Source organism: Tabrizicola sp. BL-A-41-H6 (genome assembly GCF_050632395.1).
GTDB lineage: Bacteria > Pseudomonadota > Alphaproteobacteria > Rhodobacterales > Rhodobacteraceae > JAUYQR01.
In genome coordinates this window covers 1,334,615-1,354,120 of record NZ_CP192600.1, presented here as the reverse complement: position 1 = coordinate 1,354,120, position 19,506 = coordinate 1,334,615, and the positions used below count along the sequence as shown (strand labels likewise).

General features: G+C 62.7%; 20 protein-coding genes. 15 read left to right on the top strand and 5 right to left on the bottom strand.

Translation table 11 applies throughout. From position 1 onward, the window contains the following. Nucleotides 1-858, top strand: coding sequence for a helix-turn-helix domain-containing protein (locus tag ACROUL_RS06755; protein WP_431298753.1), 858 nt, complete (start codon nucleotides 1-3; stop codon nucleotides 856-858). Nucleotide 859: 1 nt separating this feature from the next. Here ACROUL_RS06755 and ACROUL_RS06750 read toward each other — a convergent pair whose 3' ends face one another. Genes ACROUL_RS06750 through ACROUL_RS06740 form a run of 3 tightly spaced genes read right to left on the bottom strand, consistent with a single transcriptional unit; the run spans nucleotide 860 to nucleotide 2,955 of the window. Further along, the gene (locus tag ACROUL_RS06750; protein ID WP_431298752.1) at nucleotides 860-1,363 is read right to left on the bottom strand and encodes a lipocalin family protein; all 504 of its coding nucleotides are present in this window, start codon (nucleotides 1,361-1,363) and stop codon (nucleotides 860-862) included. Continuing rightward, complete coding sequence (locus ACROUL_RS06745) at nucleotides 1,351-1,857, bottom strand: hypothetical protein (protein WP_431298751.1); 507 nt, start codon at nucleotides 1,855-1,857, stop codon at nucleotides 1,351-1,353. The genes ACROUL_RS06750 and ACROUL_RS06745 overlap by 13 nt, the downstream gene beginning before the upstream one ends. Before the next feature lie 57 nt (nucleotides 1,858-1,914). Beyond that, nucleotides 1,915-2,955 (bottom strand): aldo/keto reductase, encoded by a 1,041-nt coding sequence (locus ACROUL_RS06740; protein ID WP_431298750.1) that lies wholly within the window; start codon nucleotides 2,953-2,955, stop codon nucleotides 1,915-1,917. Between the two features lie 105 nt (nucleotides 2,956-3,060). On the opposite strand from ACROUL_RS06740, the gene ACROUL_RS06735 reads away from it, so the two are divergent. From ACROUL_RS06735 to ACROUL_RS06710, 6 genes are all read left to right on the top strand, one after another. Then, nucleotides 3,061-3,714 (top strand): ImuA family protein, encoded by a 654-nt coding sequence (locus ACROUL_RS06735; RefSeq protein WP_431298749.1) that lies wholly within the window; start codon nucleotides 3,061-3,063, stop codon nucleotides 3,712-3,714. Between the two features lie 54 nt (nucleotides 3,715-3,768). After that, the gene (locus ACROUL_RS06730; RefSeq protein ID WP_431298748.1) at nucleotides 3,769-4,338 is read left to right on the top strand and encodes a YceI family protein; all 570 of its coding nucleotides are present in this window, start codon (nucleotides 3,769-3,771) and stop codon (nucleotides 4,336-4,338) included. A 3-nt stretch (nucleotides 4,339-4,341) separates the two neighbouring features. Next, the gene (locus tag ACROUL_RS06725; RefSeq protein WP_431298747.1) at nucleotides 4,342-4,890 is read left to right on the top strand and encodes a cytochrome b; all 549 of its coding nucleotides are present in this window, start codon (nucleotides 4,342-4,344) and stop codon (nucleotides 4,888-4,890) included. Between the two features lie 82 nt (nucleotides 4,891-4,972). Continuing rightward, nucleotides 4,973-5,740, top strand: coding sequence for an SDR family NAD(P)-dependent oxidoreductase (locus tag ACROUL_RS06720; RefSeq protein ID WP_431298746.1), 768 nt, complete (start codon nucleotides 4,973-4,975; stop codon nucleotides 5,738-5,740). Between the two features lie 73 nt (nucleotides 5,741-5,813). Beyond that, nucleotides 5,814-7,532 carry a methionine--tRNA ligase gene (metG, locus tag ACROUL_RS06715; RefSeq protein ID WP_431298745.1) on the top strand — a complete coding sequence of 573 codons (1,719 nt, stop codon included), beginning with the start codon at nucleotides 5,814-5,816 and terminating at the stop codon, nucleotides 7,530-7,532. 836 nt (nucleotides 7,533-8,368) lie between these two features. Continuing rightward, the gene (locus ACROUL_RS06710; RefSeq protein WP_431298744.1) at nucleotides 8,369-8,602 is read left to right on the top strand and encodes a hypothetical protein; all 234 of its coding nucleotides are present in this window, start codon (nucleotides 8,369-8,371) and stop codon (nucleotides 8,600-8,602) included. Nucleotides 8,603-8,926: 324 nt separating this feature from the next. On the opposite strand, the gene ACROUL_RS06705 is transcribed toward ACROUL_RS06710, so the two are convergent. Next, nucleotides 8,927-9,424, bottom strand: coding sequence for an FUSC family protein (locus ACROUL_RS06705; protein WP_431298743.1), 498 nt, complete (start codon nucleotides 9,422-9,424; stop codon nucleotides 8,927-8,929). Between the two features lie 99 nt (nucleotides 9,425-9,523). On the opposite strand from ACROUL_RS06705, the gene istA reads away from it, so the two are divergent. From istA to ACROUL_RS06665, 8 genes are all read left to right on the top strand, one after another. After that, nucleotides 9,524-11,056 (top strand): IS21 family transposase, encoded by a 1,533-nt coding sequence (istA, locus tag ACROUL_RS06700; protein WP_431298742.1) that lies wholly within the window; start codon nucleotides 9,524-9,526, stop codon nucleotides 11,054-11,056. Further along, the gene (gene istB / locus ACROUL_RS06695; RefSeq protein ID WP_431298741.1) at nucleotides 11,046-11,840 is read left to right on the top strand and encodes an IS21-like element helper ATPase IstB; all 795 of its coding nucleotides are present in this window, start codon (nucleotides 11,046-11,048) and stop codon (nucleotides 11,838-11,840) included. Before istA ends, istB begins: the two co-directional genes overlap by 11 nt. A gap of 75 nt (nucleotides 11,841-11,915) precedes the next feature. Next, complete coding sequence (locus ACROUL_RS06690) at nucleotides 11,916-12,311, top strand: hypothetical protein (protein ID WP_431298740.1); 396 nt, start codon at nucleotides 11,916-11,918, stop codon at nucleotides 12,309-12,311. A gap of 3 nt (nucleotides 12,312-12,314) precedes the next feature. Continuing rightward, nucleotides 12,315-13,544: an HlyD family secretion protein gene (locus ACROUL_RS06685; RefSeq protein ID WP_431298739.1), complete on the top strand. Its 1,230-nt coding sequence runs from the start codon at nucleotides 12,315-12,317 to the stop codon at nucleotides 13,542-13,544. Between the two features lie 74 nt (nucleotides 13,545-13,618). Then, on the top strand, nucleotides 13,619-14,719 hold the full coding sequence (locus ACROUL_RS06680) for a porin (protein WP_431298738.1): 1,101 nt from the start codon (nucleotides 13,619-13,621) through the stop codon (nucleotides 14,717-14,719). Nucleotides 14,720-14,784: 65 nt separating this feature from the next. Beyond that, the gene (gene cax / locus ACROUL_RS06675) at nucleotides 14,785-15,876 is read left to right on the top strand and encodes a calcium/proton exchanger (protein ID WP_431298737.1); all 1,092 of its coding nucleotides are present in this window, start codon (nucleotides 14,785-14,787) and stop codon (nucleotides 15,874-15,876) included. Then, complete coding sequence (locus ACROUL_RS06670) at nucleotides 15,876-16,547, top strand: hypothetical protein (RefSeq protein ID WP_431298736.1); 672 nt, start codon at nucleotides 15,876-15,878, stop codon at nucleotides 16,545-16,547. The genes cax and ACROUL_RS06670 overlap by 1 nt, the downstream gene beginning before the upstream one ends. Before the next feature lie 5 nt (nucleotides 16,548-16,552). Continuing rightward, nucleotides 16,553-17,665: an AI-2E family transporter gene (locus ACROUL_RS06665; RefSeq protein WP_431298735.1), complete on the top strand. Its 1,113-nt coding sequence runs from the start codon at nucleotides 16,553-16,555 to the stop codon at nucleotides 17,663-17,665. Between the two features lie 153 nt (nucleotides 17,666-17,818). On the opposite strand, the gene ACROUL_RS06660 is transcribed toward ACROUL_RS06665, so the two are convergent. After that, nucleotides 17,819-19,032 (bottom strand): IS3 family transposase gene (locus ACROUL_RS06660; RefSeq protein ID WP_431298734.1). Its coding sequence is split into 2 segments (ribosomal slippage): nucleotides 17,819-18,822 and nucleotides 18,822-19,032, totalling 1,215 coding nucleotides; the frame shifts between segments, so codons are not numbered across the junction. Nucleotides 19,033-19,506 lie beyond the last annotated feature (474 nt).

Here is a 19,506-nt window from a genome sequence, read left to right as displayed (position 1 = left end):
ATGACTGAAAGAATCGACAAACGCGATCGCTCCACGATCTTTCGCGTCCGCCTGGCGGAGGCGATGGCCGCGCGCGGCGTCACGCAGTCTGCCCTTGCCCGGCAGACCGGGGTCGACAGGTCCACCATTTCCGCCCTCCTGTCCTATGACGTGCGCCTGCCGAATGCCCAGTTGGCGGCCGATTGTGCCAGTGCCCTCGGTGTCAGCGCCGACTGGCTGCTGGGCCTGTCAACCCGCCCCGAACCGATCGCCGACCTTCTCGCCACCTCGATGACGATGACCGAAGCGCCCCGCGCCCTGATCGACGAGACGATCTTCGCCTGGCACCGCGAGGCTGCGGGCTATAAGATACGCCATGTCCCTGCCACCCTGCCCGACATGCTGAAAACTCGCGCGATGGTGGAATGGGAATACTCACCGCAACTTGGACGCACCGCCGAACAGGCTTTCGGCGCGTTCGAGGACCGCCTCGCCTGGATGCGCGGCGCGCGGTCCGATTACGAGATTGCGCTGCCGGTCCATGAACTTAAGGCCTTCGCCACCGGGACCGGCTATTATGAAGGTTTGCCAGCCGATGTCCGCATCGAACAGTTGCAGCGCCTGATCACGCTTTGCGACCAGCTTTACCCCTCGCTCCGCATCTGCCTTTTTGATGCACGGCGGGTGTTTTCTGCCCCGGTGACGGTGTTTGGCCCTTTGCTGGCGGTGATCTACCTTGGCCGCCATTACCTCGCGTTCCGCGACAGCGCCCGGGTCGAGACGATCACCCAGCATTTCGACGGGCTGGTGCGCGAAGCCGAGGTTGGCGCGCGCCAGATGGTCAGCCACCTGACCGGGCTTTTGCAGCAGGTGCGCTAGGTCAGACCGGCCCCAATGCGTCCGCCCGGTAGCCGTTGAATTCAAAGATTTCCCGCGCTGCGGCCAGCCGGTCAGACGACACTTCCCCCCGGTCCAGCACAAAGCCGAACCCGCCGGACGGCGTGCCCACAGCCAGCGTGCGGTAGCCGCTGTCCACCCACAGGACCCACCAGTTCTCCATCCCCGGCACCGTCAGCCTGCCTTGCCCAAGCGCACCAAGGTTGCCCGAAACCGGCACCATCCGTCCGCGCAGGCAAAGCTGGCCGCTGACCGAAAGGCCGGACTTGTTGCGGTTAAACTCAACCGCGCCCGGTCCACACTTCGACGTGCCAGTGCCGCCAAACGCTGCCGCCTGCACCCAGCGCCCTTCCAGCCGCCCCGGATCAAACGCCGCTGCCGAATAGATCGGCGCGTCGGCATCTCGAAACGCCAGTTCGCCTCGACCCGTCTGATCACAACCGCCCAAGGCCAGCGCCAGCGCAGCCGCCACGATCACTCGATGCACAAGGTCACCCGTGCGCCGTTGTCCTGCAAAATCTCGTTGCACCCCAGAAGCGGATCAAACGGCGCGCAGGTGCCCGACCGTGCAAGGCAACGGCTTTCGCATTGCGACTCCTTGGTGCAACTCTTGCCGGAATCCTTCGTCACCCGAACACAGGTGTGCGTGTTCGACGTGCCAAGCTGCGTCCAGCGCCCGCCCTTCTTGTCGCAGGCCAGTTGCGCCTCTGATTTCAGGGCTTCCGGCTCCGCCACCGGTGCCGCTTCGCTGGCAACCGGGTCAGGCGTCACCGCCTCCGCAGGCTCCGCCGCGTCGGGCACCGCTTCCGCCGCAACCGCCTCGCTCGCCGTCGCTGCGGGCGCGGCGTCGTCCAGCGCGGTCACCTCGATCTCGCCGCCGGTGATCGCGTTGGCCACCGGTTCGTCCGTCGCAGTCGTCCCGGTCTGGCACCCGGCCAGCGCCAGACAGGCAGCCATCAAGACAGGTATCAAGCGTTGCATCAGCCCTCCGGGGTTGCGGACAGGAGTGCCTTGAACCCCCGCCCGCTGCAAGCACTGTCAGTAGGGCGCAGGGAAGGCTCGGTGGGTTTCCGCAATGTCGGCCAGCACCTCGGCCCCCAGCACCAGACCGGCGGCATCCATGTTCACCTCCAGTTGCGCCAGCGACGTCGCTCCGATGATCGGGATCGTCGTGAACGGCCGGCTGCGACAGAAGGCAATCGCCATCTGGCACGGGTCCAGCCCATGCCGCGCTGCCACGTCGAGATACGCCGCCACCGCCGGGAACACACGCGCAGTCATCCGCCCCCCAAGGTCTGGCGTGAAGGTGCGCCGCGTCCCCGCAGGCACCACCCCGCCCGCATATTTCCCCGACAGCAACCCACAGGCCAAAGGCGAGAACGCCAGCAGCGACATGTCCTCCGCCACGCTGAACTCCGACCAGTCGGTGTCGAACTGGCGGCACAGCAGCGAATATTCGTTCTGCACGCTTCCCATCACCGGCAACCCCAGCGTTTCGGCCAGATGCAACCAGCGCGCGGCCCCCCAGACGCTTTCGTTCGAAAGGCCGATGGCGCGGATCTTGCCTTCCGCAACCAGCGCCTGCGCCGTGGTCAGCACATCCGTCATCTGCTCGGTTTCAGCCGCCTTGTCGGTTGCGGTCGGGGCATAGGTCCACATCTGGCGGAAATGATAGCTGCCCCGGTTCGGCCAGTGCAGCTGGTAAAGGTCGATGTAGTCGGTCTGCAACCGCCGCAGCGAGCCTTCCACCGCCGCGCGCATCGTGGCCCCGCTGATCGGCTGGCCGGGCCGCACGATCGCACCCTTGCCGGTGATCTTTGTGGCGATCTGCAACCGCTCCCGTCCGCCGCGCGACGCAAGCCACGTCCCGATGATCGCTTCGGTGCCGCCGACCGTCTCGGCCTTCACCGGGTTGGTCGGATACATCTCGGCTGTGTCCCAGAAGGTGATCCCCCGGTCCACGGCCGCATCCGCCTGGGCATGGCCCTCGCCTTCGGTGTTCTGGCTGCCCCATGTCATCGTTCCAAGGCAAAGTTCGGAAACCGTCAGGCCGGTCTTTCCAAGGCGAAGCTTTTGCATGTGATCTCCGTGATGTGTCACCCCGGTCTAACGGCAAAGCCCGGCAAGGCAAAGACACGGCAAAGCCGATTGAGAACTTTTCATGAACATACTAGCCTTCCCACCATGAGTCTGCCGATTCACGATCTTTCCAGCCGCAGCCCGCGCCTCTGGCAACCCCTTGCCGGAGAGCTTTCGCTGCAACGTGGCCGGGTGCATGAATTCTGCGGCCCCGCCCGCATTTCGCTTGCAGCGCTTTTGATGGCGAAAAGTCAGGGCGTGGTGATCTGGGTGCATCCGGGCTGGACGTCGGAATGGCTGAACGCAACCGGCTTGCGCAGCCTTGCCGACCCTTCGCGCCTGATCTTCGTGCGCGCCGCGCGCGAGGATGACATCCTCTGGGCTGGAGAGGAGGCGCTGCGGTCGGGCGCGGCCCCCCTTGTGGTGATGGATCTCGACACCCCTCCCGCACTGACCCCCGTCCGCCGCCTGCATCTGGCCGCCGAGGCGGGGGCCGCTGCCGCCCGCAACGACAATGGCCTTGCCCCGCTTGGGATCATGCTTCTGGCGGAACAGGGCGGCGCGCAGGGGGCAGAAAGCCGGTGGCACGCGGCCCCCGCCCCCGGCAGCGGCCTCCTTGCCGATCCGCAGCGCGCCTGGACGCTGACGCGCGCGCGCGCCCGGATGGAAATGCCGGCGCAGTGGCGGCTTCTGCGCGGCGCGAACGGGGCCGAAACACTGACGCCCCAACCTTTCGCCGCACACAACACGGCAACATGATTTCCCGCAAAGCCCGCGCCATGCTATCGTTTGTGCCAACAAAAGGTAGCACAGATGGCGCGAACGATCCTCACCACCCTCTTTGCGGCCCTGCTGATCCCCGGCTCGCTGGCGGCAGCTCCGGTCAAATACCTCCTCGACCACGCCGCCTCGACCGTGGCGTTCGAGACCGAGTTTGGCCCCGACGTCATCACCGGCACGATCCCGCTTGATACCGCGGACCTGACGCTTGATTTCGACAGCGTGGCGAACTGCACCGTCGCCGTGCAACTGGACGTGACCGGTGCCGAAGCCAGCTTTCCGTTTGCCGCGCAGGCGCTGAAAGGGCCGAAGGTGCTGGATGCAGCCGCGCACCCGAAGATGATCTTCAAAAGCACCTCGGTCACAGCCAGCGGCGAGGGTGCCACCGTCGCCGGCAATCTGACGATCCGGGGCGTGACCCGCCCCGTTACCCTCGGTGCAGAAATCTTCCGCCAGAAAGGCAGCGTCGCAGGCGACCGAACCCGCCTGACCGTGCGCCTGACCGGCAAGGTCAACCGCAGCGATTTTGGCGCAACCGGCTGGTCCGACATGGTCGATGACGAGGTCCGCATCATCATCACCGCCCGGATCGAGGCAAAGTAGCCAATGCACTGGGCGAACACGCCAGACAGCTTTGGCCGCGTCACCCGCCTCTTGCACTGGACCACCGCGCTTCTGGTCATCGTGATGCTGGCGCTTGGCCTTCGCATTACCGACATGGAGCCGGGCCTTGCCAACCTCTGGCTCTACGGCCTCCACAAGACCCTTGGCCTGACCGTGCTTGGCCTCGTCCTGCTGCGGATCGGCTGGCACATCGCCAGCCCGGTGCCAAAGCCCATTGGCGGCCCAGGCTGGGAACGGATGGCGGCGCGGGCTGGCCACATCGCCTTCTACCTCCTCCTCCTTGGCATCCCGCTCAGCGGCTGGGCCGGCAGTTCGGCCACCGGCATCGACGTGATGTTCGCCGACCGCTGGGTGGTGCCGCCCATCGCGCCCGCCTCCGAAGCGGGCGAGGCATTCTGGTTCGGCCTGCACGACATCCAGACCAAGCTTCTGATCGGCCTCATCATCGTGCACGGCCTTGCGGCGCTGAAGCGGGAAATGGCCGGCGACGGCACCCTCGCCCGCATGATCCGAGGCCGCGCCAAAGGCTGATCGCGAAAACCGCCGTTTCCTTGCGCCATATCAAGGCCGCGCTGCCAGACACTTGCCATACGTTTGCCATACGAAAACTGGCATGGAGAAATGGCACATGGAAATCGTGTTTCACGACAAGACGGCGCTGGTCACCGGTGCTGGTTCCGGCATCGGTGAAGCCGTCGCCAAGGGTCTTGCCGCAAGCGGCGCGCGGGTGCTGGTGCAGGACCTGAACCTTGCCGCGGCCACCCGTGTCGCCAACGAAATCGCCGCGACCGGCGGCCTTGCCAGAGCCGCTGGCGGTGACGTGTCCGATCCGGCAGCGGTCCAGGGGCTTGTCTCCCAAGCGGTGGAATGGGGCAGCGGGCTGCATCTTCTGGTGAACAACGCGGGCATCGCGGGGCCTTCGGCACCGGTTGGCGAATATCCCGTAGATGGCTGGAATCACGTGATAAACGTGAACCTGAACGCTGTGTTCTACGGGATGCGCCATGCCATTCCGGCGATGCTGAAAGTCGGCGGCGGGTCGATCGTCAACATGGCCTCGATCCTCGGCAGCGTCGGTTTCGCCAACGCTGCGGCCTATACGGCGGCCAAGCACGCGCTTCTTGGCCTTACCCGTGCGGCGGCCATCGAATACTCCGCCAAGGGCATCCGCGTGAACGCGATCGGCCCCGCGTTCATCGAAACCCCGCTTCTCTCCGCCCTCCCCCCCGGCGCGAAAGAGGCCCTCATCACCGCCCACCCCATAGGCCGCCTCGGCCGCCCGGAAGAAGTCGCCGACCTGACCCAGTTCCTCCTCTCCGACAAAGCCAGCTTCATCACCGGCTCCTACCACCTTATCGACGGCGGCTACTGCGCGCAGTAGTCCCGAAGGTCCGCTCTGGCCCTTCGCCCGGACGCGCGTTACAAGCGCGCGGACCGGGACGAAAGGCACGCAAATGGCACGGATTCTCATCACTTCCGCGATCCCCTATATCAACGGGATCAAGCACTTGGGTAACCTCGTCGGCAGCCAACTGCCCGCCGACCTGTACGCCCGATTCTGCCGCGCCCAAGGCCACGAGGTCATGTTCATCTGCGCCACAGACGAACACGGAACCCCCGCCGAACTTGCCGCCGCAAAGGCGGGCAAACCAGTCGAGGACTATTGCGCCGAAATGCATCAGGTGCAAAAGGATCTGGCCGCCGGGTTCCGCCTGTCGTTCGACCATTTCGGCCGCTCCTCCAGCCAGCGCAACCACAAGCTCACCCAGCATTTCGCGGGCAAGCTGGCCGAGAACGGGCTGATCGAAGAGGTCAGCGAAAAGCAGGTCTTTTCGATCGACGACAACCGCTTCCTGCCCGACCGCTACATCACCGGCACCTGCCCGAACTGCGGCTATGAAGCCGCCCGTGGCGACCAGTGTGAGAACTGCACAAAGCAGCTTGATCCGACCGACCTGATCGACGCGCGCTCGTCGATCTCGGGGTCGAAGAACCTGGAAGTCCGCGAAACCAAACATCTTTACCTCAAGCAGCGCGCCTTGCGCGACAGGTTGGAGGCCTGGATCGACAGCAAGACCGACTGGCCGATCCTCACCACCTCGATCGCCAAGAAATGGCTGAACGATGGCGATGGCCTGCAAGACCGCGGCATCACCCGTGACCTGCACTGGGGCGTTCCGGTCAAGAAGGGCGACGCAGATTGGCCGGGAATGGAAGGCAAGGTCTTCTACGTCTGGTTCGACGCCCCGATCGAATACATCGCCTGCACCGCCGAATGGGCCGACGCCCACGGAAAGCCGGAAAGTGCATGGGAACGCTGGTGGCGCACCGACAAGGGAGCAGCTGATGTTCGCTATGTGCAATTCATGGGCAAGGACAACGTGCCCTTCCACACCCTGAGCTTCCCGGCCACGATCATGGGATCAGGCGAGCCGTGGAAGCTGGTCGATTACATCAAGTCGTTTAATTACCTGAATTACGACGGCGGCCAGTTCTCGACCAGCCAGGGCCGCGGCGTGTTCATGGATCAGGCGCTGTCGATCCTGCCCGCCGATTACTGGCGCTGGTGGCTTTTGTCACACGCACCGGAAAGCAGCGACAGCGAATTCACCTGGGAAAACTTCCAGACCTCGGTGAACAAGGATCTCGCCGATGTCCTTGGCAACCTCGTCAGCCGCGTCACCAAATTCGCCACATCGAAATTCGGAGCCACCGTCCCCCCCGGCGGAGAGTTCGGGCCGATGGAAGCGGCCCTCATCGCCGATCTTGGCAGCCGCATTGCTGCCTATGCCGATCTCATGCATGCAATGGATGTTCGCAAAGCCGCAGCCGAGCTGCGCGCGATCTGGGTCATCGGCAACGAGTACCTGCAGGCGTCGGCCCCGTGGACCGTCGTGAAGACCGATGGGGATCGCGCCGAGGCGATCGTTCGGCTGGCCCTGAACCTCATCCGCGTCTACGCCATCCTGTCGCGACCGTTCATCCCCACAGCAGCCGAGGCGATGATGTCGGCGCTGAACAGTGACGACTGGACCTGGCCCGACGACATCTCGGCAGCCATGCGCAAATTGCCCGAAGGTCACGGATTCAGCATCCCGGAAAACCTGTTCCGCAAGATCACCGATGAAGAGCGCGTCGATTGGCAAACGCGTTTTTCCGGGGTGCGCAGCTAAGCCGCGAAACCTGCCCGTAAGTCTGCATTTCCGAAGGGCAGAACATGCGCCGTCTCACCCTCGCATTTTGGCGCAGTCAGGGAAAGACTTCCCAATAATTGCCCCTACGCAGGGCAGAAATTCCGCCTACACGCTTAAGATGAGGAGGCAGGGTTTCGCCTTCGGTGGTAGTTTTTGCGCATCGGACCCGAGTCGCTGCCACGCAAGGAGATCCCGAAATGCCGCACACGCTGCGTTCCAAAGCAACGCCCTCCCGTAGTGTTTACTCCGTTGCCTTGTTCCTACTGGTGTACGTTGGTGTTCTAACCGTCGTATTCGCCCCACGGGACATCTTTGTTGCCGAATCCGGCAGCGCAATGCGGCAGCCGGACTGAAGTAACCCAAAGCCTGCGGCCTGAACCCTCATCAAGGCTAGTTCTGCATTGTGCTTGGTCGGGATTTAAGTGGTGCCAGAGCCGCACCCACATCGAAACGATAAGCGGTCGTCAGTTGCCGTGCTTTCGAGGCCACCGTCACCCGCAAGGAAACCACCAACGATGTCACGCCCGAACGGCCGGGCCACGAGCTCACCTTCGAGCGCTACTCGTCGACCACGGCCAACCTTGAGACCGCTCGGGCCAGACTTTGTGCTGCCGAGGCGCAATTGGCGCAGTTTTGCGGACGCCTTGGCCCGCAAGGTGAGGACAACCCGCAGTTCCGCGCAGCATCGGCGCAGCGTGAAAAAGCGCAGACCGATCTGATGCACGCGCGCGTCATGGCACCTGTCGGCCTCGCTTACCATCGCCGAACCGTCGGAACCTGCAGAGCCCGCGCCGCGATACGAGGTGCTGCCGCGGTTGGCAGCCGCCGTTGTGTTGACCCTGGGTGCCTTTCTGGTCTGGGTGTTCGAGCCGCCTGCACCCGGAGCCGTGCCGATCGGGGCGATCATCACGTTGTGGGCCGAACTGCATTCGGGCGTTCAGGTGGCGCGCGACCGGATCATCGGCGCCATTGGCGGCGGGTTCTTGCGGTCGTGGCAGCGACGGCGACGGGTCTGGCCCGGTTATCATCGACGCTGTTTCCGGGGCTGATGGTCCTGGCGTGGCCTCTGGCGCTGCAGATCGTGCAGAACGGGCCAAGGCAAGGGGTAGCGATCAAATCCCTTGATGCGCTGGGTATCCTGGTTGGCGAAGGCTTCTTGCCCCTGTTCGAGGTTACGGCGAGAAGTTGGGCATCCGGATCGTCGGCGTGTTCATCAGACTCTTGTTCGCCGTGGCCGCGATCGCCTTGCTGACGCGGAAAAATCCGCCTTTGGTGCAGCCGAGTGGACGAGGGATACTCGTTCACCTTGAACTGGATCGCCGTAGGATCGTTGTCTGTGTCTGCGCCAAGTAAGTCCTACACTGCGCGCCCGACTAATCCAAAGTGGGAGTGTCTTGGTTCTCGTCTTTGTTAATGAACCGCGGCAAGAAGCTGACACCCCAGGCAACGAGCACCCCGAGTGCCGTTTCGACAAAACGCTGCGCGCCGTAAAGCCACGGCTCGGACGAATGCTCTAGAATGACGATCCCGCATATGAAGCCCGCGACGCGTGTGCCCTCCCCGGCACCCAGCAAACTTCCTACCACCATCGCCACGAACACGGCCAAGCCCACCGCGCTTGATCCCGGACCAAGAACTTGAGACAGACCCGCCGCACAAATGCCACCAATCGCGGTGGCAAAAATCCGACGAAGACCAAGTTTCCGCGACTGAGCCGCGGAAAGGTCGGTTGCAATCACGGCCGCGATGAATGCATAGACCGGGTGTTCGAGCGCCAGCCGCATGGCGATCCATGTGGCTGCGCCACCCGCAATTCCGGCCCGTATGGCCAACTGGATAGCGGAAAGCTTCACCAGCGTGTTGATTTCCACCCAGAACTGAGCCGGGTGGGCGGGTAATTTCCACTGAGAATTGAGCCATGTGAACCTTCCCCTGGAGCGGAGAGCGGCGGGGGCAACGGAGTGATCCACATGGGACTTTTGAACATCATCCGACGCATGCACTTGCGGCAGAAGCTGTCGATCCGGGAGATCGCCCGGCGCACGGGCCTGTCGCGCAATACCGTGGCCAAGCATCTGGCGGCGGGCACGATCGAGCCGAGGTTTGCCACGCCGGAACGGACGAGCAAGCTTGACCCCTTCGCCGACAAGCTGGCCGGCTGGCTGAAGACCGAGGCCGCGAAGGCACGCAAGCAGAGGCGGACGCTGAAGCAGTTGCACACCGATCTGGTGACGCTGGGCTTCACCGGTTCCTATGGCCGGGTGGCAGCCTTCGCGCGGGGGTGGCGAGCGGATCGCCAGCGCGACCAACAGACCACGGGACGCGGCACCTTTGTTCCGCTGTCATTCCGCCCGGGCGAAGCCTTCCAGTTCGACTGGAGCGAGGACTTTGCGGTTCTGGGCGGTGAGCGCAGGAAGCTGCAGGTCGCCCATGTCAAGCTGTCGCACAGCCGGGCCTTCTTGCTGCGAGCCTATCCCTTGCAGACCCACGAGATGCTGTTCGACGCGCATTGGCACGGGTTCCGGGTCTTCGGCGGCGTGCCCGGGCGCGGGATCTACGATAACATGCGCACGGCGGTGGATCGTGTCGGCCGCGGCAAGGAACGGCAGGTCAACATCCGGTTCCTGGCCATGACCAACCACTATGTCTTCGAGCCTGACTTCTGCAATCCGGCCGCAGGTTGGGAGAAAGGCCAGGTCGAGAAGAACGTCCGCGACGCTCGCCACCAGATGCTGCAAGGCATGCCGGACTTCCCCGATATCGCCGCACTGAATGCCTGGCTGGAGCAGCGTTGCCAGGAGCTGTGGCGCGAGACCGCCCATGGCACGCTGCCCGGCACGATCGCCGATGTCTGGGCCGAAGAGCAGGCCGCCCTGATGCCCTTGCCTGTCGCCTTTGACGGATTCATAGAGGTGAGCAAGCGTGTCTCGCCCACCTGCCTGATCAGCTTCGAGCGCAATCGCTACAGCGTTCCGGCGTCATTCGCGAACCGGCCCATCAGCCTGCGGATCTATCCCGACCGGCTGGTCGTGGCAGCGGAGGGTAACATCCTGTGCGAGCATCCGCGGATCATCGAACGCAGCCACCACCTGCCACCGCGGACGATCTACGACTGGCGGCATTATCTGGCTGTCGTTCAGCGTAAGCCCGGGGCGCTTCGGAATGGTGCGCCCTTCGCAGAATTGCCGTCTGCCTTCAGGCAGTTGCAGGATCACATGCTGCGCAAGCCCGGCGGTGATCGCGAGATGGCAGACATCCTCGCCCTGGTTCTTCAGCACGATGAACAGGCGGTGCTCATCGCCGTGGAGTTGGCACTGGCCGAGGGCGTGCCGACCAAGACCCATGTGCTGAACCTGCTGCACCGACTGGTCGACGGCAAGGTGATCGGTAGGCCACCACTGGATACCCCGCAGGCACTGACCCTGCGCCGCGAGCCCAAGGCCAATGTCGAACGCTATGACGGCCTGCGCAACCAGATCGCCGGAGGCCGCCATGCGTCATGATCCCGCCAGCGGCGCCATCGTCATCATGCTCCGCAGCCTGAAGATGTATGGCATGGCACAGGCCGTCACCGATCTGATCGAGCAGGGAGCACCGGCCTTTGAAGCGGCCATCCCGATCCTGTCGCAACTGCTGAAGGCCGAACTGGCTGAACGCGAGGTCCGTTCCATTGCCTATCACATGAAGGCCGCACGCTTCCCGGCCTACAAGGACCTCTCGGGCTTCGACTTCGCCGCCAGCGAGATCAACGAGGCCACCGTCAGGACCCTGCACCGCTGTGAGTTCATGGATGGCGCACAGAACATCGTGCTGATCGGCGGTCCGGGAACCGGCAAGACCCATGTCGCAACCGCACTCGGCATCCAGGCCATCGAGCATCATCGCCGCAAGGTCCGCTTCTTCTCGACGATCGAACTGGTCAACGCCCTCGAACAGGAAAAGGCAAAGGGCAAGGCCGGGCAGATCGCAGAAAGCCTGACCAAGCTCGACTTGGTGATCCTCGACGAACTGGGATATCTGCCCTTCAGCGCCTCGGGTGGGGCGCTGCTCTTCCACCTGCTGAGCAAGCTCTACGAACGCACCAGCGTCGTCATCACCACAAACCTGAGCTTCAGCGAATGGGCCACGGTCTTCGGCGACGCAAAGATGACCACCGCCTTGCTCGACCGCCTCACCCACCGCTGCCACATCCTGGAGACCGGAAACGACAGCTTCCGCTTCAAGGCCAGTTCAGCCGCAGCAGCCAGGAAGAAGAAGGAGACAAACCATGCCTTGACCCCAGCATGATACGAAATCCATAGTCAGAGGTGGCTCACTTCTCGGTGGAAAACCCGGCTCAGTTCTGGGTGGAAATCAACAGGCATGGCGATTTTCATGGTTGCTGCCGTGGTGGGCATAGGGGTCTTCTATTTCAAGCTGCACTCTTTGCCCGAGCAGATGGCGCATCGAGGGCAGAAGGTGCAGTTCGAAATCGTGGCTGTGCTGGGCCTGCTGTCCCTGTTCACGCACAACCATGTTTTCTGGATCGCCGGGCTTCTTCTCGCCTTTGTGCCGCTGCCGGATTTCTCGACTCCTTTGACGTCGATTGCGCAATCGCTTGGGAAGATTGCTGCGGGGGGGGCGACGCGGTCGCAGACCGCAGATGATGCCAATCTTACCGGAACCGCAGTCGTTCCCCTTGACGAAGAGACGACACCAAGCGGGACCGCGCAGGTTCCTCTTGACGATGACCGGCAAACAACGCCGCACGGGAGCTGAACCATGCTGGAACTAACCCTCTGCTCCATGCTGACGATCTTGCCGGACTATCTGTACCGCCGGTTTGCCCAAGGGAAACGCTTTGGGCATGAGATCACGCTTTTCACCGTCTGGTACGAGCTCAGGTGGGGCATCACGCTTTGCCTTATGCTCACCGTCACGTTGATCACGACGATCTTTTACTTTCACCCGGCAACCACGGCGGTGAACTCGGTCTTCCGGACCGTGACGATCCTGCCAGAGACTTCGGGACGCGTGGCGGAAACGTTCGTCGAGTCAAACCAGCGCGTGAAGAAGGGCGACCCTCTGTTCAAGCTCGACGACTCGGAACAGAAGGCCGAGGTTCAAACGGCGCAGGCTCGGCTTGCGGAGCAAGAAGCTGCGCGTGTCGGCGTGGTGGCCCAACTTGCGCAGGCGGAAGCCGGGATCGCCCAGGCACGCGCACAACTTCGTCAGGCGCAGGATGAATACAACACACGCGCAGACCTTTTCGCACGCAACTCGGGTGCCATTCCCAAGCGCGAGGTAGAGCAGGCTCTGGTCCGTGTTCAGGCACAGGAAGCCTCGCTTGCTGCGTCCGAGGCCACGCGCGATGCGGTCCAGGCCCAGCTTGACATCGAGTTGCCCGCGCGTTTGACAACAGTAAAGACCGAGCTTGCGCAGGCGCAGGTGGCCCTTGACCGGACACTGGTTGTGGCGGGCACGGACGGCATCGTCCAGCAGTTTGCGCTTCGGCCAGGCGACGTGGTCAACCCAATGCTGAGGCCTGCGGGTATCCTTGTACCCGATCGCCGGGTGACGGGCCTTATGGCCGGCTTCGGACAGATTGAGGCGGGCGTGATGAAGGTGGGCATGATTGGCGAGGTCACCTGCCTTGCCAAGCCGCTGACCATCATCCCGATGGTTGTGACCGAAATCCAGGACGTCATCGCATCGGGCCAAGTCCGCGCCACCGACCAGCTTGTGGGGGTCGAGCAGTTTTCGAAGCCCGGCACGATCACGGTTCTGATGGAGCCGCTTTACGAAGGCCAGCTTGATGGTCTGCCGCAAGGATCGAACTGCATCGCGAACGCCTACACCAGCAATTATGAGGCCCTTCAGGACCCTGACATCAGTTCGTTCCACGCCTTCGTTCTGCACGCAATCGATGCCACCGGGCTGGTCCACGGGATGATCCTGAGGATGCAGGCACTGATGTTGCCGATGCAGAACCTGGTCTTCAAGGGACATTGACAACCACTACGCATCCGGGATGCGCGGCAGATGAGTGAGCGCGAGCGGTGCGCGGATCAAGGAAGGATCAGGACATGAACGGGATCACAATGAAGACCTGCCTCGGGACGACCTTCCTGGTTGTCCTTGGGGTGACCTCTGCGGGCGCGCAGACGTTTGAAAACGAGACGGGCGGCACTGTTCGTTTCTACGGGCAGTTCAGCCCGACCTACCTGTCGTTCGGTGATGGTGACGAGACCACCGACAACCTTGTCGACAACGCGAACTCCAACACGCGGCTTGGCTTTGTCATCGAGCAGCCCGCGTGGGGTGGCGGGCTTACCCTGACCTTCGAGACGGCCCTGGGCTTTGTCCAGTCAAGCGAGGTTTCCCAAGGGGATACGCCGCCGGCTCTTGCCTGGGAGCGGACCGACTTGCGGAAGTTCGAGGCCGCGTATTCGGCTGATTTCGGCAAGCTTTCGATCGGCCAGGGCAGCATGGCGACGGATGGCATTGCGACGCTGGATGTCTCGGGGACCGGGATAGTAAGCACAGTGACCGTGTCAGATGTGGCTGGTGCCTTCAAGTTCAGGGAGGATACCGGGGTGCTGTCGGACGTGACCATCAGCAAGGCGTTCAAGGACTACGATGGCGGTCGCCGCTTCAGGGTCCGCTACGACACGCCCAAGTTCGGCGGCTTTTCGGTCGCCGTCGCTTACGGCCAGAACATCCTCGCCGAAGATGACGACACGGACTATTACGACATCGGTCTGACGTGGTCGGGAACGCAGGGCGAGTTCGAGCTTGCCGCCGCGGCGGGCTATGCCTGGGACGATGGCGAGACGAACAGCGAACGCTATGCAGGGTCCTTCTCGATGCTGCACACGCCGACGGGGCTGAACCTCAGCCTTTCGGCCGGGGCCGATCCGGATGGCGGCAGCTATGGCTATGCCAAGGCCGGCTGGAAGGGCGACCTGATTGCACCGGGGCCGACGGCCTTTTCGATCGACTACTACGACGGCAGCGATATCTCCTCGGACAACTCTTCGTCCGAAGCGTTCGGCGTGTCGGCCGTGCAGACCTTCACTGACATGGATCTGGAGGTCTACCTTGGCTACCGCGCCTATTCCTACGACGACGTTGCGTCCTACCAGAATGCGGATTCGATCCTGTTCGGTGCGCGCTACAAGTTCTGAAATCCCGGGAATCGGGTAAGGTTGGGGTCGCCCGCTATTGGCGCGGCGGCCCGAGGAGGGGACCCTTGCGACAGCTACTAACAGATATCCGCCGGACACCGCTTTTGTGGCTTCTGGTGTTCGTGCCCGTCGTCATCTACGGCGAACGCGCCTGGCCCGAGGCTGGGACACTTCTCTTCGGTCTTTCGGTCCTGGCCATCATCCCGCTTGCAGCACTGCTCAGCCGCACGACCGAGTCCGTCGCCGAACGCACGGGCGACGCCGTTGGGGGGCTTCTCAATGCCACGCTGGGAAACCTGACCGAGCTGGTCATCGCGATCACCGCCTTGCAGGCCGGGCAATATGCGCTGGTCAAGGCATCCATGGCCGGTGCCATCGTGACGAACACGCTGTTCATGCTGGGCGGTGCCTTCCTGCTTGGCGGACTGAAATTCCACCTTCAGGAATTCAACCGCGCAGGCGCCCGGTTCCAGTCGAGTCTTCTCTTCATCGCGACCATCGCCCTGCTGGTTCCGTCGATGGTGGCAACTTCCGACGGTCGCGCCGGAGCGCCAGAGCTTCAGACACTCAGCACCATGCTCGCAGTGCTGCTTATTGGCGGCTACGCGCTTGGGATGCTGTTCTCGCTGGTGACCCACAAGGAGGTTTTCGTCAGCGCCGTGCATGAGGCGAGCGAGGAAGAACCGCTGCCGATGGGAACCGCCATTGCCACCCTTCTGGGGGTGACGGTGCTGGTGGCGCTTGTCAGCGAGGTTTTCGTGGGGTCTGTCGAGGAGGCGGGAGAAGCGCTCGGCCTGTCGCCAGCCTTCGTCGGATTCATCGTGGTCGCGTTGGTGGGCGCTGCCGCCGAAATGACCACAGCCTTCTCGGCTGCACGCAAGGATCGGCTTGATCTCAGCGTCAGCATCGCGCTTGGAAGCGCCTCCCAGATCGCTCTGTTTGTTGCGCCCGTGCTCGTGCTCCTCAGCCACGTGGTCGGCCCTACGCCCATGACCCTCGACTTCTGGCCCGGTGCCGTCGTGATGATGTTGGTCGCCGCCATTACCGCCGCACTTCTTACCAGTGGCGGGCGATCGGCGTGGTTCCTTGGCGTGGCGGTTCTCATGGTCTACGCGATCTTCGGGCTGACACTCTACATCCTGCCGCCGGTTCAGTGATGGTCACGGCCCCTGCCAAACCGGAAGGAAACCGGCTTCGCAATGCGCTCGACCCGGTATCGCGTTCGGCGGAACTTCTCTTCGGCCTGATCATGGTGCTGACCTTCACCGCGTCTCTCAACGCGGCAGAGGCCGGACGGATCGAGGTCCGGGTCATGCTGATCGCAGCACTTGGCTGCAATCTTGCATGGGGCTTGATCGACGCCGTCATGTACCTTTTGTCCACGCGGGGAGAGCGGGCGCTTGCGGCCCGAACACTGGCCGAGGTTCGCGCTGCCAAGACCCCGGAGGCTGCACGGTCCGTCATCGCGGGCGCCCTGCCCCCGGTCATCCTGCCGGTGCTGACCACGGATGATCTTGATCGCATCCAGGCCCATTTGGCCTCACTGCCCGACATAGAACCAGCGTCCCGGCTTGGCACCTCCGACTACCGTGCGGCGGCGATGGTCTTTCTCCTCGTGTTCGTCGGGACGCTTCCGGTCGTCATTCCGTTCCTCTTCTTCCGGGATCCCCAGGTCGCACTCTGGATCTCGCATGCAGTTGCGATCACGCTGCTTTTCCTGACCGGCTGGTCTCTGGGCGGTCATTGGGGGCGGGCGTGGCAGGTGGGCATCTCGATGATCGGGGTCGGCCTTGTCCTCGTGGCTGTGGCCCTGGCGCTTGGAGGGTGATATCCGTGAAACCTAATGTCGCAGCACCGAAGCCTCACAGCGCCCACGAAATAGAAGATAGCCGCGTCACAGACCGGGTCATCCGCATCGGGTTTCTTGGGCTGTTTGCCTACTGGTCCATCGGGCTCGTCCTTCCGTTCGTCGGGATCGCGGTCTGGTCCGTGATCCTGGCGGTCGCGCTTAATCCGCTTTACCAGTGGGTGGCGAAGCTTTTCGGCGGGCGGCGGGGCCTTGCAGCGGCGGCCGTGACCCTGGGCGTCTTTTCGGTCATCGCGGGACCGATCGCTTTGCTAGCCGCCAATCTGGTCGAAAGCGCCATGGTCCTGGCGAACGCGCTTGAAGACGGCACGCTTCTTATTCCTCCTCCACCCCCCGGGATTGCGAGCTGGCCCGTCGTGGGTGAAGGGATCACGAACCTCTGGACACTTGCATCGACCAATCTTGAGGCAGCGCTCCGCACAATCTGGACCGAACCAAGGGCGGCTGCCGCAGCGTTCGCGACACGGCTTTCCTCCATCAGCGGCGACGTGGCGCTTTTCCTTCTGGCGATCCTGATTTCCGGGTTCCTCTACAAACCCGGACCGAAGATCGTCGACGCGGCACGCCTGTTCGCCAGCCGGCTGGTTGCGCCCCGTGGTGCGGCCTTGGTGGAGATGGCGGGCGCAACCATAAGGTCGGTGTCGCAAGGCGTTATCGGGCTGGCTTTCCTTGAGGCACTTCTTGCAGGCGTCGTTCTTCTGTTGGCAGGTGTGCCGATGGCAGGCCTTATCGCCTTTGGGATCCTGGTCCTGTCGCTTGTGCAGATCGGCCCGCTGCCGGTGCTTTTGCCCCTGTTAGTCTGGACGTGGATGACCCAATCCACCTCGCTTGCACTGGTCGTGACGGCAGCTGCGGTGGTTATCCTTCTAATGGACAACCTGCTGAAACCCCTGGTCATCAAACGCGGGCTCAAGTCCCCGACGCTGGTTGTGCTGGCGGGCGTTATCGGGGGCACCATCAGTCACGGAATGATCGGCCTGTTCCTTGGACCCGTGGTCCTTGCGATATTCTATGAGCTTTTGGTGGCCTGGACTCTATATGACGCTCCAGAGGACACGACGAAACCCGAGGCGCTCTGACGATCGCCACGACTGAATTTGCCAGCCAATGCGGACATCCGGGCCACCGATTGGATGGCCGCTAATAGGATGTGTCGGCTGCTTCTAGGATGCCCCGCGATCACTCGCCACGACCAACCCATTGATAAATAATGAGAGCCATGGGCTACGCTGTCATCGAACGCTTGGCTTTGAATCAATCCACTGGGACTGACCTGCCCGCCGGTCGTGCCTCGTTGATAACGAGAGTCCTTGGGGTTGATAGTTGTCGGTTTCGGGTTGGGCAAGCGCGTCGGGCGCGTTGCCCTCAGATTGCTCAAGCGCCCGGCGCGCGTCTGCCGGGGTCTGGTTCCCCAGCGATGAGTGTGGGCTGATGTGGTTGTAGTCGTATCGCCACAGGGCCAGCTTGCGGCGAGCATCAGCCAGACTGTCGAAGATCTCCTCGTTGAGGCACTCGTCGCGCAGGCTGCCGTTGAATGACCTGATGTAGCCATTCTGCTGCTGCTTGCCCGGATCAATGTAGTGCCATTCGACCTTGTTGTCTTTCGCCCATTTGAGGATGGCCTTGCTGGTGAACTCGGTGCCATTGTCAGAGACAATACACGCCGGTTTTCCGTAGATCCTGACCAACGCATCCAGTTCCCGCGCGACCCGGGCCCCGGAGATACTGGTGTCTGCAATGAGGCCGAGGTTTTCACGGCAGCAATCGTCGTTGACCGCCAGGATGCGGAACTTCCGGCAGGCCCCGAAGGTGTCGGACAGAAAGTCCAAGGACCAGCGCTGGTTCGGCCGCAGCGGGACCGGCATCGCTGTGCGGCTGCCGCGCGCCCGTTTGCGGCCACGACGGCGGCGCACCGACAGGCCCTCTTCCCGGTAAATCCGGTAAAGCTTCTTTTCGTTCATCACCATGCCCACACGTTCCAGCATGACACCAATGCGCCGATACCCAAACCGACGCCGCTTCTCGGCGATCTTGTTCATTTCCAGACGGATCTCCGGATTATCGGGCGGATGCTCGCGCCGCACGGTCTTGGGATCGACACCGATCAAGACGCAGGCCCGGCGCTGAGAGATCGGATGACCCTTCAACGCCCGCAACACCGCGTCCCGCCGTTGCATCCCTCGCCATTGTGCTCGAACCAATGGCGCACAATGGCTCGACGTCAGGGCTTTCCCAGCAGATCCTTGAGCACGACATTGTCGAGCATGACATCCGCCACCAAGCGCTTCAGCTTGGCGTTCTCTTCCTCAAGCTGCCTCAGGCGTTTTGTGTCTGACAGGTCCATCCCGCCATACTTGGCCTTCAGCTTGTAAAACGTCGCTGGGCTAAGGCCATGCTTGCGGCACAGCTCAGCCGTCGGCAAACCAGCCTCCTGCTCCTTGATCATCCCGATAATCTGCGCGTCCCCGATAATCTAAGCGCCGCTGAAACGGCTCTTTCGAATTCGTCTGCTCCTTCAGGGTTGCGCAGAACCTACATCAGACCGAGCGAAATTCCGGCGGGCAGGTCAATGCTAGCATGGCATGTTCGTCGGTAAACTAATAGCGATGGCGAGATCCAATTGAGCCAACCCGCAACGCACCTGCTTTTGCGCGACAAAGCCCACTATATGTTTGACCTTGAGCCACACATCATGAAGAAAATCCGCAAAGTACTGATGGCTTTTCCGAACTTATCGGACATGTCCGACAAGAGAGTTTGGAAGAAAGTCTTATCGATTATTGAGTCAAGGGAGCCTTGGTTTGGGCAGCTCTCGCTTCGAGAAAACCTTGCATAATTCTAATACGAAGAGAGAAAGTCAGCTCAACTCCACAAACCCGCGCTCGCATGGCTCGCGCGTTCGGCGCTGAAAACAGTCCAC

Coding starts and splice junctions, on each gene's coding strand:
- ACROUL_RS06755 (WP_431298753.1), top strand. CDS start 1: ATGACTGAAAGAATCGACAAACGCGATCGCTCCACGATCTTTCGCGTC.
- ACROUL_RS06745 (WP_431298751.1), bottom strand. CDS start 1,857: ATGCAACGCTTGATACCTGTCTTGATGGCTGCCTGTCTGGCGCTGGCC.
- ACROUL_RS06740 (WP_431298750.1), bottom strand. CDS start 2,955: ATGCAAAAGCTTCGCCTTGGAAAGACCGGCCTGACGGTTTCCGAACTT.
- ACROUL_RS06735 (WP_431298749.1), top strand. CDS start 3,061: ATGAGTCTGCCGATTCACGATCTTTCCAGCCGCAGCCCGCGCCTCTGG.
- ACROUL_RS06730 (WP_431298748.1), top strand. CDS start 3,769: ATGGCGCGAACGATCCTCACCACCCTCTTTGCGGCCCTGCTGATCCCC.
- ACROUL_RS06725 (WP_431298747.1), top strand. CDS start 4,342: ATGCACTGGGCGAACACGCCAGACAGCTTTGGCCGCGTCACCCGCCTC.
- ACROUL_RS06720 (WP_431298746.1), top strand. CDS start 4,973: ATGGAGAAATGGCACATGGAAATCGTGTTTCACGACAAGACGGCGCTG.
- metG (WP_431298745.1), top strand. CDS start 5,814: ATGGCACGGATTCTCATCACTTCCGCGATCCCCTATATCAACGGGATC.
- istA (WP_431298742.1), top strand. CDS start 9,524: ATGGGACTTTTGAACATCATCCGACGCATGCACTTGCGGCAGAAGCTG.
- istB (WP_431298741.1), top strand. CDS start 11,046: ATGCGTCATGATCCCGCCAGCGGCGCCATCGTCATCATGCTCCGCAGC.
- ACROUL_RS06690 (WP_431298740.1), top strand. CDS start 11,916: ATGGCGATTTTCATGGTTGCTGCCGTGGTGGGCATAGGGGTCTTCTAT.
- ACROUL_RS06685 (WP_431298739.1), top strand. CDS start 12,315: ATGCTGGAACTAACCCTCTGCTCCATGCTGACGATCTTGCCGGACTAT.
- ACROUL_RS06680 (WP_431298738.1), top strand. CDS start 13,619: ATGAACGGGATCACAATGAAGACCTGCCTCGGGACGACCTTCCTGGTT.
- ACROUL_RS06670 (WP_431298736.1), top strand. CDS start 15,876: ATGGTCACGGCCCCTGCCAAACCGGAAGGAAACCGGCTTCGCAATGCG.